Source organism: Corynebacterium sp. A21 (genome assembly GCF_052266655.1).
Lineage (GTDB): Bacteria > Actinomycetota > Actinomycetes > Mycobacteriales > Mycobacteriaceae > Corynebacterium.
Map to the genome: position 1 here is coordinate 54,907 of NZ_JBQPQY010000006.1, position 17,695 is coordinate 72,601.

The following is a 17,695-nucleotide window of genomic DNA, read 5'->3' on the forward strand; positions in this document are numbered from 1 at the left end:
CGGGTCCGGTGCTATTCCATCAACCCCCTGCTATTCCATCAACCGGTGCAGCCGCACGGTGAAGGTGGTCCCCTCCCCCAGGGTGCTGCTGACCGAGATCTTGCCGCGGTGCTGCTCCACCAGTGATTTCACGATCGCCAGCCCAAGTCCCGAGCCACCGGAGGCCCGGGAGCGGGAGGAGTCCTCGCGGTAGAAACGCTCGAAAATGTGGTTGGCCACCACGGGTTCCATACCGCGGCCGTTGTCGGAGACCGCTGCGACGACTTCGGCGCCCTCAAAGGTGAAACGGAGGGTGACTTTGGCAGCTGGACCGCCATGGACCAGTCCGTTGGACACCAGGTTCAACAGCACCTGGTGGAGTTTTCCGGGATCTCCGAGGACCACCGGCACCGAGGAGGTGTCATTGATGATTTTTACCTCGCGTCCCGGGAAAGCGGCACGCGCGGTGCTGGCCACCCCGAGTCCCAGCTCGAGCAGATCAACGGGGCGCTTCTCCAATTTCGCGCCTTCCGCCCGGGTGAGGGCAAGCAGGTCTTCCACCAGCGAACTCATGCGGTGAGATTCATCATCGATCTTGGTCAGCACCCGGTCGATGTCCTGGGTCGCGCCGGAACGGTAGAGCTCGGTGTAGCCGCGGACCGAAGTCAATGGGGTACGCAGTTCATGGGAGGCATCGCCGACGAAACGGCGCATCTGCTCCTCCTTCCGCTGCGCGGTTTCCACGGAATCCTGAACCTGTTCGAGCATCACGTTGAGGGTGTGGGCGAGCTGCCCGACCTCGGTATTGGTGGGCCATTGCGGCACCCGCCGGTCAAGGTCCCCGGCGGCGATGGCCTGGGCGGTGCGTTCGACTTCATGCAACGGGCGCAGCGCCCGTCTGATGAGGTAGTAACCCATGGCCGCCATGAGGGAGAGCACCAGCAGGCTGATCACCACCAACCCGATGTTGAGCCGCTTAAGCAGCTGGTCCTCACGGTTAAGATCCTTGGCCACCACGGTGGTGACATTGCCCTCGACCGTGGCGATCGCCCGCCAGCGGGTGTCACGGGTGGAGTTGGCGGCGGAGCTGACGGTTTCCGGGCCGGCGTCGATGATCAGCTGGGTGGCGTCCGGGATGGCGCCCCGGTCATTGAAGATGACGGTATTGCCGTCCGAGAAGATTTTCAGCACCACATACTCGGAAGGTGGCCGGGCCGTCTGGTCCGCGCTGAAGAGCTCGGAGCTGCTGGCCCAGCCCACCACCGAACTCTGCAGGTCCTCATCAATGCGGGTGTAGACGCTTTCCTTCATGATGCTCGACACCGCCACCGCACTCGCCAGCAGCCCGAGCCCCGAGATCGAGATGATCAGCACCACCAACCAGGTCCGCAGCGGGAAAGTCCGGCTCACTGAAAACCGATGGGGATGCTTTTCCCGGTCTGCCTTATCCACGCCCGCCGGCTCAACACCAGCTTCGGTCGGCTCGGCAGTCGCCGGGGTGGTGGCGAATGCGGAGTTGCCACCGGACGCCGGGAGCTGGCGGTTGGTGTAGGGATTAGGGAACTGTTCTTCGGTCATCTGGACATACCGGGGCTTCCTCATTGCTTCTTAGCCGTTTATTCAGCCAGCCATTCACTGCGCTGGATGCTGCTGGAATCGCTCGTCAGTTACGCGGCAGCCGCAGGACATAACCGACCCCACGGACAGTGTGGATCAACGCGGTGTCCCCGGTGTCGATCTTGCGACGCAGGTAAGAGATATAAGACTCGACGACATTTCCGTCGCCGCCGAAATCGTAGTGCCAGACATTGTCCAGGATCTTCGCCTTGGACAGCACCATCTCAGCGTTGAGCATCAGGTAGCGCAGCAGGTTGAACTCGGTGGGGGAAAGCTCGATCAGCTCGCCGGCACGGGTGACCTCATGGGTGTCATCGTTGAGCTCGAGGTCCGCGTAGGTGATGGTGGCATCATCCTCAGAGGTTTCCTTCGGTTGACCGCGGCGCAAGATCACCCTCAGTCGGGTGATCACCTCCTCCAGGGAGAACGGCTTGGTCACATAGTCATCTGCCCCGATGGTCAGCCCGTGGATGCGGTGCTCCACCGCATCCTTGGCGGTCAGGTAGAGAACAGGGCCATCGAGTCCCTCGGCACGGAGTTTGCTCAGCAGCTCGAAGCCGTCCATCCCTGGCATCATCACATCCAGAATGAAGGCATCCGGGCGGAATTCCCGGGCCAGTGCCAGGGCATCCACCCCGGACTGTGCGGTTCTTACCTCGAACCCCTGGAACTTCAGGCTCACTGTCAGTAGTTCGACGATATTCGGCTCATCATCGACGACGAGGACCTTGACGGCCTTCTCGTTCTGGTCTTCCATCTTTCACCACTTTCTCAATTCGCCCGGACACGTCCTCGGTTCGGGCGGAGCATGGGCTGGGTGGCTAGGTACCCCGGTGGTCCCACAGTCCCAGCTCTTAGAACAAGAGTTAACCCCACTGCTCTGCTGCGGGGCTGGGTGAATCCTGAAAGTTATCTGTCAGCTTCGGATTCCGCCCCACCAGGGCGGGACGTGGCGAGGGAAATCCCCCACCGGTACCAGCGGGCTCCAGTCTTTCCACCCTGCTCAGCGGCACAGCGGCGACTTAACGCCGGCGATTTCCGCTGGTATGGTCGATCTGCCATGACTGATAACAAACACACAAGGACCGACCGTGAGGTGGAGGTTCCAGCGGAGCACGCCGGCCGACGCCTGGACAAGTACCTGCGGGCCGAGCTCAAGGGAGTTCCCGCCTCATTGCTGTTTCGGCTGCTCCGTAAGGGCAAGGTGCGGGTGAATGACAAAAAAGCACAGCCAAACTACCGGCTTGAGGCCGGTGATCTGCTGCGGCTTCCCCAGATTCGGCTGCCCGACGCCATTCCGCCGCCACCCCTGCCAGTGTCCCTGCTCCGCACCATTGACCAGACGGTGATCCACGAGGATGATGCCCTGCTCGTGCTCGATAAACCCGCCGATATCGCCGTCCATGTCGGCACCGGAGTCTCCGGTGGAGTGATCGAGGCCCTCCGTCAGCTGCGGCCCGATCAACCCGACCTGGAACTGGCCCACCGCCTCGACCGTGACACCTCTGGTCTGCTGATGGTGGCCAAAACCCCCTCCATGCTCCGCCACCTTCAGCGTGTACTGCGCGAGGAGGACTCCCTGAAACGCCGCTACCTGGCACTCGTGCGTGGCGACTGGCCCGAAGAACTCGCTGAGGTCCGCGCCCCGCTGCACCGCACAGAGCAGTCGGTCATCGTCGCGGAGCATGGTCTTCCTTCCCTCACCCGCTTCGCGCCCCGCCGCAGATTCGGCGGCACCGCCACCCTGGTGCAGGCGGAACTGATCACCGGTCGTAAACATCAGATCCGGGCGCATACCCGTCACGCCGGATTCCCCATCGCGGGCGATAAGAAATACGGTTCCACCACCTTCAACCAGCGGATTCACCAACTCGCCAGTCCCCGGCTCTATCTCCACGCCGCTGAACTCGAGATCCCGCTGCCGGATAGCACCATTCTCAGGGTCTCCGCCCCGATGCCCGCCGCCTGGCAGCGCCCACTCGGCAACTTATCCGGCCGCGCCCCACACCGCCGCTCCGGTTCCCGGCGCTGACACCCCAGCTTATCGACGCCGTGCCCCGCACCGCAGGTGCCGAAAACGCCGCCCGGAGGTGATCCTCCCGGGCGGCGCTGTCACTTCAGATCGGGCAGTTAACCCCATTGCACCTCGGCGAGGTCAATGCCTTCCTGTTCGGCCTGCGCCTCCACCAGGGAGAGCAGGTAGGCTGCCTGCCCCTGGTAGGTGGCGTTGAAGCGCTCATCGTGGACATACATCCGCGCCAGCAGCACCTGCTTGGAGCGGGACATCTCATACCACTGGCCGATGCTGTGGTTGTGTAGTTCCACCAGCTCCGCGGCTTCCGCGGTGCCGGGGGCGACCTCGCGCTCCGCGGCGTCGACAAGCTTGGTCACGAACGCGTCATGCTCGGCCTTGACGCGGACCCAGTCCGCCTTGGTCATCTTCTCCTGGATCTGCTGGGCCTGCCCCCACTCCGGGGTCTGCCCCCAGCGCTGCTCGGCTTCATCCTGATATTCAGGTTTCCAGTCACCGCCGAAGAGCTCAATCTTTTCCTCGGTGGTCATCTTGTCCTTGTTCATGTCATCCTCCTCGAGGATATGGTCCACTGCCCGGACCATCCGGTGCAGGTGGCCGATTCTCGCCACCAGGATCTCGCGTTGGCGTTGAAGCCGTTGCGCGGCGGTTCCTGGTTCGGCCAAGAGCTCAGCGATCTCCTTCAACGGAACCCCGGCCTCGCGGTAGACCAGGATCTGCAGAGCGGTCTGCAGGTCCTCCTCGGTGTAGAGCCGGTGGTCGGCCCAGGTGCGCCAGCTGGGCACCAATAATCCGATGGCGTCCCAGTGCCGCAGGGTGCGGGTGGTCACGTGAAGAATCTCGGCGGCCTCGCCGATCTGATAGTCGGTCACGGTGAACAGTCTCCTTCTTGACGTAGCGTCAAGTGCAAGCCCCCGGCGGATAATTCAGCGGTTCCGGAGGTCAGCTATTTCGACCGCGCGCCGCCACGGCCCAGGTCCCCCGGACCTCTCCCCCACCGGTGACCGTGACCTCATCCACCAGATTGAGTACCGGACAGACATGGTTGGGCACCACCTCCAGCAGTGTGCCCAGCTCCGGCAGCGGGATATCTTGCGGCCAGGCGACGGTGGCGTGGTGTTCCGAGACCGCAGTGACATGGGCCGCAGGAACCCCGTAGATCCGGGCGAAGCCGCTGGCCCAGGCCGGCCGGTCCGAGCCGATGATCTTGGAACCGGCATCAAGTATGACCTGATTCAGGTCGGCCCGGCGCGAGACCACGGTGCCCAGGATCGTCAGCGCGATATCCTCCCAGTCGCAGCGCCCGAGTTCCAGTTGCTGGGCGTCATTGAACACGTAGACCCCGGGGCGGATCTCAGTGGTGGCGCCGGGTTTGGTGAGCAGTGCGGAGGGGGTGGAACCACCGGAGAGTTCCAGCTCGGTGACCTCAAATCCGGCGGTGGCCAGCAGGTCACGGGCGGTGAGCAGGCAGTCATGCTCATCCTGGGCGGCCACGAGAACCTTATCCGGGGTGTAGCTGTGGCCGGGGAAGGTGAACAGCCCCGCTAATCGACGCCCCGCTGCGTGCACCGCCTGTGCTACTTCCACGACCTGCTCGGCAGGTACTCCGGAACGGTGGTGTCCGGAGTCCAGCTCGATCATCAGGCCGAGATCGGTAAATCCCGCCCCGGACCAGGCGGCGGCCGCTGCTGGGGAATCCACCCCCAGGCGTAGCTGCACGCCCTTTTTCAGCAGTGCTGCCACCCGCCGTTGTTTCGCCGAGGTCGGCCAGAGCGGGTAGGCGATGAAGATGTCCCGACAACCGCCCTCCGCGAAGACCTCGGCCTCGCCGATGGTGGCCACGCTCAGCCCCACCGCCCCGGCAGAGAGCTGTGCTGCGGCGATCTCGAGGATCTTGTGGGTCTTGGCGTGCGGGCGCAGCCGCAGGCCGCGCTCCGCCGCGAACTGCGCCACCCTGGTGAGGTTGCGCCCCATCACGGCACGGTCGATGAGGACGGCGGGGGTTTGCGGGGCGTCGATAAGCGAAGCGGCTCGGTTCATGGTGTCCAGGATATCGCTAGGGCTTCGGGATATTGCGCAGGTTCGATCGTGCCAGATCGAGCATCTTGCCCACGCCACCGCCGAAGACGGTGCGGGCGGCGGCGGTGCCGAAGCCCATGACCTGCTCCCAGGTGATATTCGGTGGGATGGACAGGGCATTCGGGTCGGTGACAATATCAATGAGCACCGGACCGGGCTCCGCGAGCGCCTGCTGCAGATCCTGCCGCAGGGTCTTGGGGTCAGTGAGCCGGACCGACTTGATGCCCGCGGCGGCCGCGATCTCGGCGAAGTTCACCTGCTCATGGTCGGTCTGGAACTCCGGGATGCCCTCCACCAGCATCTCGAGCTTGACCATGCCCAGGGAGCTGTTGTTGAACACCACCGCCTTGAGCGGCAGCTGGTGGAGTTTCACGGTGAGCAGTTCCCCCAGGAGCATGCCCAGTCCGCCGTCACCGCACATGGCGATGACCTGCCGGTTACGGTCCGCCGCTTGGGCGCCGATGGCGTGCGGCAGGGCATTGGCCATGGTGCCGTGGCGGAAGGAGCCGATGAATTCGCGGGCGCCACCGGGGTTGTTGATGTAGCGGGCGTGCCAGACATTGCACATGCCGGTGTCCACGGTGAACACCGCATCCTCATCGGCGAGCTCATCGAGGAGATCTGCGGCGAACTCCGGATGGATCGGGCTGTGCTTCTCCACATTCCTGGTGTAGACCTCCACCACCCCGGAGAGATTGCGCTCATGCTCACGCAGCATCTTGTCCAGGAAGCTGCGGTCGGTCTTCTCCTCGAGGTGCGGGAGGATATTCGCGATGGTGGCGGCGACATCACCGGTGACCGGATGCGCGATGGTGGTGCGGCGGCCGATGTTGCGGCCGTTGATGTCGACCTGCGCGACATTCTTGGTCGGGAGGAAATCGGAGTAGGGGAAATCAGTGCCCAGCAGGATCAGGAGATCAGCACCGCGGCTGGCTTCCAGGCAGGCACCGTATCCCAGCAGCCCGGACATCCCGACATCGAAGGGGTTCTCGTGCTGGATGTACTGCTTGCCGCCCAGGGCATGGCCCACCGGGGCCTTGATCTTCTGCGCCAGCTCGAGGACCTCCGCCCGGGCGTTGCGCACCCCGGCACCACAGAAGAGGGTGACGGTCTCGGCTTCATTGATCGCCGCCACCAGGTCCGCAGCCTCAGCCGGATCCGGAAAAACGATCGGGGTGCCGCAGGAGATCTTTGAGGCGGCGAAGGTCCCCGTCGAAGCCGCCAGCTTGGCCACGTCACCGGGGATCACGGCGACGGAGACGCCATGGCCGGCCATCGTGGACTGGATGGCATGGTGGATCACCCGCTCACCCTGCAGGGCGGAGTTGATCATCTCGCAATAGCCGGAGGCTTCCTTGAAGAGGATCTCCGGGTGGGTCTCCTGGAAGAAGTGGGAACCGATCTGCGGCGTGGGAATGTGGCTGGCGATCGCCAGGACCTTCGCGCCATTGCGGTGGGCATCATAGAGGCCCTGAATCAGGTGGGTGTTACCCGGACCGCAGGAGGCGGCGCACACCGCCAACTGTCCGGTGACCAGGGACTCGGCACCGGCGGCGAAGGCCGCGGCCTCCTCATTGCGCACGTGAACCCATTCAATGGAAGATCGGCGTACCGCGTCGACGATCGGGTTGAGACTGTCACCGACGAGTCCGAAGATCCGCTTGACGCCTTGGCCTTCCAGGGTCTCTACGAGCTGTTCCGCGAAGTTCTGGGCCATGGTTTCTCCTCTGCGAGCTACTGCTGATGGTCTCGATCTGAGTCTGACTCCGATTGTCCCCCCGCTGTGGCCTTTCCGCCACGACGCGCGCCTCGGGCGGGCTTTCCTTGCAGTGCCGAAAAGGATCCGCCGGGATTGTAACTGTAACGAACGGTCGGTAGAGTTATCCGCTGTGACCACGTTTCAAAACATTGATTCCACGCCTGCCCAACGGTGGACCTTCCTCGCGGTGATCAGTACCGGGCTACTCCTGATCGGCGTGGATAACTCCATCCTCTTCACGGCCCTGCCGGAACTCCGGGAACAGCTCCACACCACCGACCTGCAGGGACTGTGGATCATCAACGCCTATCCGCTGATGATGGCAGGCCTACTGCTGGGCACCGGCACCCTCGGCGACAAGATCGGCCACCGCCTGATGTTCACCATCGGCCTGAGTATCTTCGGTATCGCTTCCTTAGGTGCCGCCTTCGCCCCGAGCGCCTGGATCCTGGTGGCCGCCCGCGCGCTGCTCGGAGTCGGTGCCGCGACCATGATGCCTGCGACCCTGGCGCTGATCCGGCTGACCTTCGATGATGAACACGAACGCAATATCGCCATCGGCATCTGGGGTTCCGTGGCGGTGATCGGTGCCGCCGCCGGGCCGGTCGTCGGCGGCCTGCTACTGGAGTTCTTCTGGTGGGGTTCAGTCTTCCTCATCAATGTCCCCATCGCGATCATCGCACTGATCCTGACCATTGCGCTGGCCCCACCCAATATGGCGAACCCGGACAAGCACTGGGACGCCCTCTCCTCCCTCCTGGCACTGGTGGCCATGTCCGGCCTGGTGATGGCGATCAAGGAGGCCGCGAATCCGCAGCGCCAATTCCCACTGCTCCTGGGCTCCCTGGTGGTCTGCCTGATCGCCGGATGGCTCTTCATCCGCCGCCAGCGCGCCCTTGAGGAACCACTCCTGGAGTTCGGGATCTTCCGTTCCCGAATGTTTAGCGGTGGTGTGATCGCCGCCGGCCTGGCGATGTTCACCGTCTCCGGCGTCGAGCTGATGACCACCCAGCGCTTCCAGCTGGCTGGCGGTTTCACCCCGCTGGAGGCCGGCCTGCTGGTCGCCTCCATGACCATTGCCGCCTTCCCGATGTCGATCATCGGTGGCGCCACCTTGCACCGGGTGGGCTTCCGTCCGCTGATCTCCGGTGGATTCCTCGCCATGGCCGCTGGCGTGGGCCTTGCACTCTGGGCCTTCAACAATGCCCCGCTGTCGGTCTTCGTCCTCGGGATGCTCCTGATCGGCATCGGCGCGGGCTCCATCATGTCGGTCTCCTCCAGCGCAATCCTGGGCGCCGCGCCGGTCAGCAAGGCCGGGATGGCGGCCGGCATCGAGGAGGTTTCCTATGAGTTCGGCACCCTGCTCTCGGTGGCCATCCTCGGCAGCCTCCTGCCGATGTTCTACGCCCTCAATGCCCCGGCCGAGGTCAGCCACCACATCGAGGCCGGACTGGCACACCCGGAGCTTCACGACGCTGCGGTCACCGCCTATGATTCCGGCTACCTGGCGGTGCTGGCCATCATCGCCGTCCTGACACTCATCGCCGCAGCGATCACCGCCTGGTGTTTCCGCGGCAACCCGAAGGGAGCTCTAGTACATGAGGCCCAATAAGAAGCAGGAGATCCTCAAGGCCGCCGTCGAGCTGATTGAGGAACACGGCCTGGAGGCCCTGACCTTCGAGGCGCTGGCTGAGGTCTCCGGGATGTCCAAGTCCGGCCTGATCTACCACTTCCCCTCCCGGCATGAGCTCCTGCTCGGCATCCACCAGCACCTCGCCGAGGTCTGGGAACAGGAACTCATCGAAGTCGCCGGCGGTCCCGCCGCCGAGGTCGATGAGGTCACCCGACTACGCGCCAGCGTGATCTCCCTGAGCGAGAATGCCACCCGCGCCGATCTGCTGGTGACCCTCGATTCCCACACCCACCCGGAATTCAACGAGGTCTGGGCGGCGGTCAACCACCGCTGGATGCCACCACTGGAGCACATCGCCGATGACCAGACCCGGCGCGCCGCCTATCTGATACAGCTGGTTGCCGATGGCCTCTGGGTCCATGACCATATCCATGACCTCAGGCTGAGCACGGAGCAGCGCCGGGCACTGGTCGAGACCGTGCTGGCGATGATCCCCTTGAACGGCTGACCCCCGGACACCTTGGATGGCCCAGGGGGTCGTCGATAAGAAGTTTCCCGGGCACGAGTGTTCCCGGAGGGTTAGGGTGTGCTCATGACCGTCTCAACTCCTCCCCAGCAAGCCATGCGCACCGACAAGCGCACCGTCACAGCCTGGGGGCTGTGGGACTGGGGCTCCGCCGCACTCAATGCCGTGCTCATCACCTTCATCTTCTCGGTCTATCTGACCGACTCGGTCGGCCAGAATATCGGCGAGACGGTGAACATCCTCGGCCTGGACATCACCGCCACGCCCGCCCAGTGGTACGGCTGGGCCATGGGCGCCGCTGGCGTAGGCGTGGCGCTGCTGGCACCGGTGATGGGGCAACGATCCGATATCCGCGGCACCCGCAAACGCGGGGTCGCCCTGTGGACCATGATCACCGTGGTCCTCATGGCCATGCTGGTGAGCATCCGCAATGATGATGCCAGCTACTTCTGGCTCGGCATCACCATCCTGGCGGTCGCCTCCGTGACCTTCGAGTTGGCTGAGGTGAACTACTTCGCCATGCTCAAGCAGGTCTCCACTCCCGAAAACGTCGGCCGGGTCTCCGGTTTCGGCTGGTCCATGGGCTATTTCGGCGGCATCGTCCTGCTGCTGGCGTGTTTCCTCGGTTTCGTCTCCGGAAGCGGTGAGACCCGCGGTGTCCTCGGGCTACCTGCCGAGGGTGGCTTCAATATCCGCATGGTCGCGCTCTTTGCCGCGGTATGGTTCTTCGTCTTCGCACTGCCGGTCTTCTTCCGCGTCCCCGAGATCCCGCCCTCGGGCGAGAAGTCACTGGGCATCATCGGCTCCTACCGGAAGCTCTTCAGCGATCTCGCGGAGCTGTGGCGCGAGGACCGCAATGCCGTCTTCTTCCTCATTTCCTCCGCGGTCTTCCGCGATGGCCTGGCCGGGGTCTTCACCTTCGGAGCCATCCTCGCGGTCCTGGTGTATGGCCTCTCCCCCGGGGATGTGCTGCTCTTCGGGGTCGCCGCCAATGTCTTCAGCGCGATTGGCGCGGTGCTCGGTGGCTGGCTCGATGACCGCATCGGCCCGAAGCCGGTGATCCTGGGCTCGCTGGGTCTGATGATCATCGCCGCCGCAGTGCTCTACTTCGTCGAGGGCCCGACAATGTTCTGGATCTTCGGCCTCATGCTCTGCATCTTCGTCGGCCCCGCACAATCCGCCTCCCGAACCTTCCTCAGCCGCATCGCCCCGGAAGGACGTGACGGCCAGATGTTCGGCCTCTATGCCACCACCGGACGCTCCGTCAGCTGGATGACCCCGCTGGTCTTCGGCTGGTTCGTCGGCTGGTTCGGCGATGACCGCGCCGGCATCATCGGCATCGGGGTGGTCCTGGCGGTCGGTGCTCTGCTGCTGCTGGGGGTACGCAAACCCACCGGCCCGAAGACACCGCTTTTCGACGCCGCGTAGTGCTCCAAGGCCGGCGACCTGCCGTGCCACCGGGCTCAGGCACCCGGGCGGCCCTCGCCACCGTTGAGGAAAGCCTCGATCGCCTGGGCGGTGCCCTGCGGATCCTCGAGCATCGGCAGGTGCCCGGTGGCCAGCGTATTTGTGTAATTCGGCTGGAGCCGCCCAGCGAATCTCTGCTGGAGTTGGAGGGGGAACTCCGCATCTTCGCTGGTGTGGAGATAGCCACGATGCTGCGGAATCGAGAAATCTGCCATTCGGTCGCGGTAGAAGTGTGGTGATTCAGGGGTGAACTCCGCCTGGATCCGGGCGCTGGTCGCAGGATCAAGCCGGTTGCTCAGCGTCTTTGCGATGGCCTTGTCCGGCGGCTTCGTACCCATCAACCGCATGACCAGGCTGAGGAAGTACCGGTGGGGAATCGGCATGGACCCGATGAAGGAATCACCCGGCGCCGGGACCACCGCGCTGACCGCCAGCAGCGAACTGACCCGCTCCGGGGCGAGTCGCAATAGCTCAGCAGCCACGACACCACCCGCGGAGTGCGCCACCACCGCAAAGCTCTCCCAGGGCGCGGCAGCCAGGGCAGTTCGGGCGTAGTCCCGCAGAATCGGGTTCTTGCGGGTGGGACGCGGGGCCACTGCGGATTCCCCCGGGGAAAGGAGTTGGCGGGTGTCTTCCCAGATCCAGGCCGGGAGGCCGGCACCGCTGAGGAAGAGGATCGGTTCCGGTGATTGAGTCACTCCCCCATGGTGCCGCATTTTCCCGGCAACCGGGAGATGACTGCGGTGCCGGGGAGAATTCCCTCCACGGCGCCGCTGCTGTTCTGGTGATTCCTCGACTGCTATTAAACGTCCCGGGCGATGAGCTCATCCAGCGGGGTCGGGGAGATCAGGTAGGGGGCAACCTCCAGCACGGTGAAGGCACCGGTGTGGCCGGATTCCTTCAGTCGGTGAGCTGCGCGACCGTAGGCGACCTGGACGGCACCGGTGAAGTCCGGGTTGCGGTCCAGCTTGAGGATGTACTCCACGGTGTGGTTGAACCCGCCGGTGTCACCGGTGGTGATCACATGACCGCCGTGGGGCATACCGGTGTGCTCGGCGTCGAAGGTGGCCTCGTCGATGAAGTTGACCTCGACCTCGTAGCCGACGAAGTAATCCGGCATGGTGCGGATCGCCTGCTCGATGCGCTCGTGGTCGGCCTCATCGGCGACAATCCAGCACTGACGCTTGTGGGCGCTCTTGCCGTCCAGATCGCCGGCCTCGCCCTTGCGTGCCAGCTCCAGGCCGGACTCCGCGGGCAGGGTGTACTGCACGCCCTTCTTCACACCTTCGACGCGGCGGACCGCATCGGAGTGCCCCTGGGACAGGCCCGGACCCCAGAAGCTGTGCTGCTGGGCGTTCGGCAGCACGGCGCTGGCCATGGTGCGGTTCAGGGAGAACATGCCCGGATCCCAACCGGTGGACACCAGGGCAACATTGCCGGCTTCCTTGGCCGCGGCATCCATAACCTGACGGTGGCGCGGCACATCGCGGTGGTTGTCATAAGTGTCCACGGTGTTGGCGAACTTGGCGTACTGCGGTGCCAGCTCCGGGATGTCGGTGGCGCTGCCGAGGCAGAGGTAGAGCACGTCCACACGGTCTGCGTACTCGCCGATCTCATCGACTGGGAAGACCGGGGTTTCGGTGTCCAGCTCGGCGCGGCGGGAGAAGATGCCCACCAGATCCATATCGGGCTGCAGTGCGATGATCTTCTCGACGCTCTTGCCGAGGTTGCCGTAGCCGACGATGCCTGCGCGGATCTTGCTCATATGTGTAATTCTCCTACTCACATTACTGCCTGAAGATGTCCAATCCCGAGGTTAGCGCACCTGGCCGGTGGGCTTCGGAATTACAGCCCCTACCCCGCTGCCCCTGATCTGAGTCCTCCGGAACCACCGGTCGCCGAGACCTGGTCACCGGAAATCGCACTCGATAAAAGGCCTTCGGCGTCCATCGCCTCTGGACACCCGCCACCGGCGCTGACCAGAGCGGTGCGGCACCCAGACTGGACCGTCCTGGAATCGGTGGACATTTTTTGGACACCTGGCCCCTGTAAACCAAAAGTGGCCGGTCAGGTACTTCACTGACCAGCCTTTTCAGAGCTGAAGACGAGACTTGAACTCGCAACCTACGCATTACAAGTGCGTTGCGCTACCAATTGCGCCACTTCAGCATCATGTCCCAGCGAAAGTCTGGAGACACTGCGTCGGATGTTACCTGAGGGGCGAAGCACTCGTCCAAATCCGGGTACCAATTAGCCACTTCCCCGCCTGGCCGACCCCCGGATCACCCCACCCGTGGCAGCGCACAAACGCCGTGCACTGTGACCTCAGCAACCGCCTGCGGAACTCGCCGAAAAGGTTTTCTGCAGATACTCCACAGACCGGCTAATGTTCCCTCTGCCCATGCTGTCGCGGTGCTAGTTTTCGGTTCCGACTCAGATGCTCCCCGGACTGCCGTATCACGGACTGTCTGGTGGCCATCCCGAGTTTTCAGTTCCTTAGCTTTCCCCTGGCAATGGAACATCCCACGAGGAACCCCATTCCACAAAGCCGACGTGCCGTTTTCGGCCACTGTCGCCTTCGTATAGAAAGCCCGTCGAAGTGTCCTTTTTTAATCGTCTCGGAACGCTGCTCACCGGCAGCCCCGGGCGCCTCGCCACCATTGACTCCGCTAAAGCGGCACCACCACCATCGCCACTGGCTCCGGTTGATCTGACCGACCCCGGCCAGGTCACTGCGGTGATGGAACTGGCGGCCAGGATCGGTGAGATCCTGTTGTCCTCCGGCACCTCCAACAGCGACAGTAAGACGCAGATCCATACGGTGACCTCTGCTTATGGTCTGCATTATGCGCACGTGGACATCACGATGAACACGATCACCCTGCATACCTCGATCGGAACGACCCGTCGGACCCCGATCAACGTGTTCCGCGTGGTGCGCAATATGACCACGGACTTCTCCAAGCTCTCTGAAGTGGACCGCCTGATCCGTTCGATCCAGGCCGGTGCCACCCCACCGGAGGTCGCCGAGAAGATCCTCGATGACATCGCCACCTCCCCGGCCTCCTATGGTTTGTTCACCTCGATTCTCGGTTGGGGACTGATGGGTGGTGCCATTTCTGTCATGCTTGGCGGTGGCTGGTTGGTCGCCGTCACTGCAACCATTACCGCGATACTGCTGATGAGTGTCAATGTCTTGTTGGCCAGGCATCGGCTGCCGCTGTTCTTCCAGAATGTCTTTGGCGGGATCATCGCCACGGTGCCAGCGGCGATCATCTACGCGATCGCCAGCAATCTGGGCATGGAGATCCTGCCGAGCCAGATCATCGCCTCCGGCATTGTGGTGATGCTAGCTGGGCTGACCCTGGTGCAGTCCCTGCAGGATGGCATCACCGGAGCGCCGGTGACGGCCAGCGCCCGCTTCTTCGAGACGCTGCTCTACACGGGTGCCATCATCGCCGGCGTGGCCATCGGTATCCAGTGTGCCGGGCTCCTCGGGATCGTCCTGCCGCCGCTGGAGGTGATCGCCCTGCCGAACTTCTCGTCCTCGACGGTGCGGGTGATTTCCGGCGGGCTGGCGGCTGCGGGCTTCGCCATCGCCTGTTATGCGGAGTGGTCTTCGGTGGTGGTTTCCTCGATCACCGCGGCTGCGGGTTCAGTGTTCTACTACTTTGTCTTCCTGCAGATCGGGCTGGGTGGGGTGTTCGCCGCTTCGCTTTCTGCGGTGATCATCGGTCTCGCCGGTGGCCTGTTGGCCCGTCGTTTCCTGATTCCGCCGCTGATCACCGCGGTGGTGGGTATCACCCCGTTGCTGCCCGGCCTGGCGGTCTACCGCGGTATGTATGCCTCGTTGAATGAGCAGATGCTGGTCGGGTTCACCAATATCGCGCTGGCGCTGGCCACCGCTTGTGGACTGGCTGCCGGCGTGGTGCTCGGCGAGTGGGCCGCCCGTCGAATCCGCCGCCCCGCCCTCTTCAAGCCCTACCGTGCCTTTCGCGCCGCCCGCCGGGTCTCCTTCGAGAAATTGTCCCTCGCCACCACCGCTAAACGACGCCCGCGCCGCCCGGTCTGGGATGCCGACACGGCGGACCCCTCGACGGGAGCGCACTCGGGCGGCCACCCGGGCGGCGGGGCTCACCAGCTACCGGTCCCGGAGGACGTCGATAAGCAGTAGTGAACAATCCTTATAGGCTGAACGTCCAGTTAAACGGTGAGTAGCGTATTATGGAAGGCCTGAACTGTGTGTGAGCACAGTCGACATACCCCGCTGAAACCCAGGAGGACCCTTGCCGCCCAAGGTCACCGAAAATCGCCCTTCCCCCGAGGCACTGCATGCCGTGGAGGAGGAGACCGCCCGCGCCGCCCGCCGGATCGTCGCCACCTATTCCCAGGATTTCCTGGATGGTGTGACCCTGATGTGCATGCTCGGTGTCGAGCCGGAGGGCTTGGTCTACAAGAAGGTCGCCGCCGAACACGAGGAAACCTCCGCTCCGAAGAAGGTGGCCAAGCGCACCCGTAAGGCCACCACCACAGCAGCGAAGAAGACTACTGCCAAGAAGGCCCCCGCTAAAAAAACCACCGTTAAGAAGACGACCAAGAAATCCTAGGACGCATGAGCGGAAACAACAGTTTCGTGGTCGTGGCCAATCGACTTCCCGTCGATCTGGTCACTCACGCAGATGGTACCGAAGAGTGGTCCCCCTCCCCCGGTGGCTTGGTGGCTGCCCTGTCCCCGGTGCTCGAGGAGCATCGGGGCTGTTGGGTGGGTTGGCCCGGGGTCTCTGATACTGCACCGGAGCCCTTCCGTACCGAGGCCGGAGTGCTACTGCACCCGGTGAAACTCACCACCGCTGATTTCGAGGGTTTCTATGAGGGTTTCTCCAACGCCACCCTCTGGCCGCTCTATCACGATTTGATCGTCCCGCCGATCTACGATCGCTCCTGGTGGGATGCCTACCGCGAGGTGAACCTGAAGTTCGCCGATGAGGTCGCCGCCGTTGCCGCTGAAGGTGCCACCGTGTGGGTGCAGGACTATCAACTGCAGCTGCTGCCGGGTATTCTCCGTCAGCTGCGCCCCGATCTGAAGATCGGGTTCTTCCTGCACATCCCCTTCCCCTCTCCGGATCTCTTCCGGCAACTGCCCTGGCGCGAGGAACTCGTCCGCGGTCTGCTCGGCGCAGATATCATCGGTCTCCATCTGCCGAGCTATGTCTCGAATTTCCTGAATCTGACCAAGCAGGTGTCCGGTGCCACCGGTTCCCATACCGGCCAGCCCGATGAGCTGCTGGTCACCGGAGAGCCGAAGATCCGGGAGATCGGTGCCCGCATCACCACCTCAGATGGCCGTGAGGTTGGCGTCGCCGCCTTCCCCATCTCGATCGATCTGGCCGCCATGCAGCAGCCGAGTGCGGCGACCGTCAACCAGCTACGCGCCGAGCTCGGGAACCCGGAGACCGTAATCCTGGGAGTGGACCGGCTGGACTACACCAAGGGAATCCTGCAACGGCTGCTCGCCTTTGAGGAACTGTTGGAGTCCGGAGCCCTGGATCCGGAGAAGGTGACTCTGCTGCAGATCGCCACACCCTCCCGCGAGCGCATCGAGCAGTACCAGGTCGCCCGGTCCCAGGTGGAGGAGGCCGTGGGCCGGATCAACGGCCGCTTCGCCACCATGGGCCATCCGGTGGTGCATTATCTCCATAAGTCCCTCCCGAAGTCCCAGCTCAGCATCTATTATTCCCTGGCGGACATCATGCTGGTCACCGCTTTCAAGGACGGCATGAACCTGGTGGCCAAGGAGTATGTGTCGCTGCACGGCGATGGATCCGGGGCGCTGGTGCTCAGCGAGTTCGCCGGTGCCGCCATGGAGTTGGAGGAGGCTTATCTCTGTAACCCCTTCGACTTGGAGTCCGTCAAGCGCACCATCCACACTGCGGTGCAGGCGCTGGAGTTCAACCCGGAATCAGCCCGGGAGCGGATGCTCGAGATGCACACCCAGGTGCGTACCCATGATGTGCATCTCTGGGCCAGCAGTTTCGAATCCTGCATGGCCAGCTTCTCCGGGGCCGAGGAAGCAGGGCACTGATGCGTCCCCACCAACTGTCCAAGCTCGGTGCCGCCTTCGGGGTACTGCTGCTGACTGCGCCGTTGCTCAGCGCCTGCGGTGGCACGCAGAATTCCCGGATCGCCGGTGGTTCCTGGCAGATCAGTGACCTCTACCTCGATCCGGAAATCCCGAGTGGGGTCCCGGAATCCATTCAAGGCCAGGCCTCGTTGGTCTTCGGGGAGACCTCAGTGGTGGGCAACACCGGCTGCGCCCCCTTCCAGGGTTCGGTGACCTTCACCCAGGATGGTGCGGCCGCTCGCGCCGATGATGCCGACCACATCAGCTTTGATGATGTGCGCTTCCAGGATCCGGATCCGGCCACCTGCACCGGCCAGGCCGTGCATGTGGACCAGCAGCTGCGTGAGCTCCTGAGCGGTGAGTTCACCCTGAGTGAGCCCGGGGAGTTTGAGCTGGTGCTCACCCGGGACACCGAAGAGGTCAACCCGCCGGCCATCGGTCTTTCCTCGAAGTCCATCCCCGAAAGGGAAGAGTCCTAGCCA

Annotated in this window: 15 protein-coding genes and 1 tRNA gene; 8 read left to right on the forward strand and 8 right to left on the reverse strand. The window is 63.7% G+C overall.

All coding sequences use genetic code 11. The features are described 5' to 3' along the window. Positions 1-30: 30 nt before the first annotated feature. Together ACTU46_RS10475 and ACTU46_RS10480 are read right to left on the reverse strand one after the other, a co-directional pair. Positions 31-1,581, reverse strand: coding sequence for a sensor histidine kinase (locus tag ACTU46_RS10475; protein ID WP_443381614.1), 1,551 nt, complete (start codon positions 1,579-1,581; stop codon positions 31-33). 61 nt (positions 1,582-1,642) lie between these two features. Continuing rightward, a complete protein-coding gene (locus ACTU46_RS10480) occupies positions 1,643-2,353 on the reverse strand; it encodes a response regulator transcription factor (RefSeq protein WP_443381615.1) in 711 nt (236 codons plus the stop codon). Positions 2,354-2,656: 303 nt separating this feature from the next. On the opposite strand from ACTU46_RS10480, the gene ACTU46_RS10485 reads away from it, so the two are divergent. Beyond that, the gene (locus tag ACTU46_RS10485) at positions 2,657-3,628 is read left to right on the forward strand and encodes an RluA family pseudouridine synthase (protein ID WP_443381616.1); all 972 of its coding nucleotides are present in this window, start codon (positions 2,657-2,659) and stop codon (positions 3,626-3,628) included. Between the two features lie 98 nt (positions 3,629-3,726). Here ACTU46_RS10485 and ACTU46_RS10490 read toward each other — a convergent pair whose 3' ends face one another. From ACTU46_RS10490 to ACTU46_RS10500, 3 genes are all read right to left on the reverse strand, one after another. Continuing rightward, positions 3,727-4,500, reverse strand: a complete 774-nt coding sequence (locus ACTU46_RS10490) for a MerR family transcriptional regulator (protein WP_443381617.1) — start codon at positions 4,498-4,500, stop codon at positions 3,727-3,729. A gap of 70 nt (positions 4,501-4,570) precedes the next feature. Then, a complete protein-coding gene (locus ACTU46_RS10495) occupies positions 4,571-5,668 on the reverse strand; it encodes an alanine racemase (protein WP_443381618.1) in 1,098 nt (365 codons plus the stop codon). Positions 5,669-5,684: 16 nt separating this feature from the next. After that, complete coding sequence (locus tag ACTU46_RS10500; protein ID WP_443381619.1) at positions 5,685-7,424, reverse strand: pyruvate dehydrogenase; 1,740 nt, start codon at positions 7,422-7,424, stop codon at positions 5,685-5,687. A 172-nt stretch (positions 7,425-7,596) separates the two neighbouring features. Here ACTU46_RS10500 and ACTU46_RS10505 point away from each other — a divergent pair, with 172 nt between their 5' ends. From ACTU46_RS10505 to ACTU46_RS10515, 3 genes are all read left to right on the forward strand, one after another. Further along, on the forward strand, positions 7,597-9,078 hold the full coding sequence (locus ACTU46_RS10505; protein WP_443381620.1) for an MFS transporter: 1,482 nt from the start codon (positions 7,597-7,599) through the stop codon (positions 9,076-9,078). Beyond that, on the forward strand, positions 9,065-9,607 hold the full coding sequence (locus ACTU46_RS10510) for a TetR/AcrR family transcriptional regulator (RefSeq protein ID WP_443381621.1): 543 nt from the start codon (positions 9,065-9,067) through the stop codon (positions 9,605-9,607). The genes ACTU46_RS10505 and ACTU46_RS10510 overlap by 14 nt, the downstream gene beginning before the upstream one ends. 84 nt (positions 9,608-9,691) lie before the next feature. Next, a complete protein-coding gene (locus ACTU46_RS10515) occupies positions 9,692-11,053 on the forward strand; it encodes an MFS transporter (RefSeq protein WP_443381622.1) in 1,362 nt (453 codons plus the stop codon). Positions 11,054-11,088: 35 nt separating this feature from the next. On the opposite strand, the gene ACTU46_RS10520 is transcribed toward ACTU46_RS10515, so the two are convergent. From ACTU46_RS10520 to ACTU46_RS10530, 3 genes are all read right to left on the reverse strand, one after another. Further along, complete coding sequence (locus ACTU46_RS10520) at positions 11,089-11,790, reverse strand: alpha/beta fold hydrolase (protein ID WP_443381623.1); 702 nt, start codon at positions 11,788-11,790, stop codon at positions 11,089-11,091. Between the two features lie 104 nt (positions 11,791-11,894). Further along, a complete protein-coding gene (locus ACTU46_RS10525) occupies positions 11,895-12,857 on the reverse strand; it encodes a diaminopimelate dehydrogenase (protein WP_443381624.1) in 963 nt (320 codons plus the stop codon). A gap of 331 nt (positions 12,858-13,188) precedes the next feature. After that, a tRNA-Thr gene (locus tag ACTU46_RS10530) sits at positions 13,189-13,261 on the reverse strand. A gap of 430 nt (positions 13,262-13,691) precedes the next feature. Between ACTU46_RS10530 and thrE the strand changes: the two genes are divergently transcribed. The 4 genes from thrE to ACTU46_RS10550 all read left to right on the forward strand — a co-directional run bounded on the left by thrE (position 13,692) and on the right by ACTU46_RS10550 (position 17,692). Further along, a complete protein-coding gene (gene thrE, locus ACTU46_RS10535) occupies positions 13,692-15,266 on the forward strand; it encodes a threonine/serine exporter ThrE (protein WP_443381625.1) in 1,575 nt (524 codons plus the stop codon). 112 nt (positions 15,267-15,378) lie between these two features. After that, positions 15,379-15,699 carry a hypothetical protein gene (locus ACTU46_RS10540; RefSeq protein WP_443381626.1) on the forward strand — a complete coding sequence of 107 codons (321 nt, stop codon included), beginning with the start codon at positions 15,379-15,381 and terminating at the stop codon, positions 15,697-15,699. Between the two features lie 5 nt (positions 15,700-15,704). Beyond that, positions 15,705-17,174 (forward strand): alpha,alpha-trehalose-phosphate synthase (UDP-forming), encoded by a 1,470-nt coding sequence (locus ACTU46_RS10545; RefSeq protein WP_443381627.1) that lies wholly within the window; start codon positions 15,705-15,707, stop codon positions 17,172-17,174. Next, a complete protein-coding gene (locus ACTU46_RS10550) occupies positions 17,174-17,692 on the forward strand; it encodes a hypothetical protein (RefSeq protein ID WP_443381628.1) in 519 nt (172 codons plus the stop codon). The genes ACTU46_RS10545 and ACTU46_RS10550 overlap by 1 nt, the downstream gene beginning before the upstream one ends. Positions 17,693-17,695: the final 3 nt, after the last annotated feature.